This window comes from Mycobacterium sp. NGS50 (assembly GCF_059812545.1).
In genome coordinates this window covers 1-333 of record NZ_JCALCW010000104.1, presented here as the reverse complement: position 1 = coordinate 333, position 333 = coordinate 1, and the positions used below count along the sequence as shown (strand labels likewise).

Annotated in this window: 1 protein-coding gene; it reads right to left on the bottom strand. The window is 63.4% G+C overall.

Annotated elements, in window-relative coordinates; translation table 11 throughout:
* Positions 1-34 precede the first annotated feature (34 nt).
* Positions 35-333, bottom strand: a 299-nt coding sequence (locus AC5Y36_RS25880; protein WP_500043829.1) for an IS30 family transposase, incomplete at its 5' end; no start/stop codon positions are given.

Here is a 333-nt window from a genome sequence, read left to right as displayed (position 1 = left end):
GGCGGTTTCTAGGGGTCGTCGCAAGCGCTGCTGGTTATTGAGTCTGTAGTAGATCACGTAGGCGCTCGGCTGGGGTGTCCCAGTCGAGCGTTTTGCGTGGGCGGCCGTTGAGTTGCTGGGCGACGTGTTCGAGGTCTTCGGGGCCGAACACGCCGAGGTCGGTGCCTTTGGGGAAGTATTGGCGCAGCAGTCCGTTGGTGTTCTCGTTGGTGCCGCGTTGCCAGGGGCTGGCCGGGTCGCAGAAGTAGACGGTCATGTCGGTGGCCATGGAGAACTGCTTGTGACCAGCCATTTCGGCGCCCTGGTCCCAGGTCAGCGATCCGCGCAGATGCG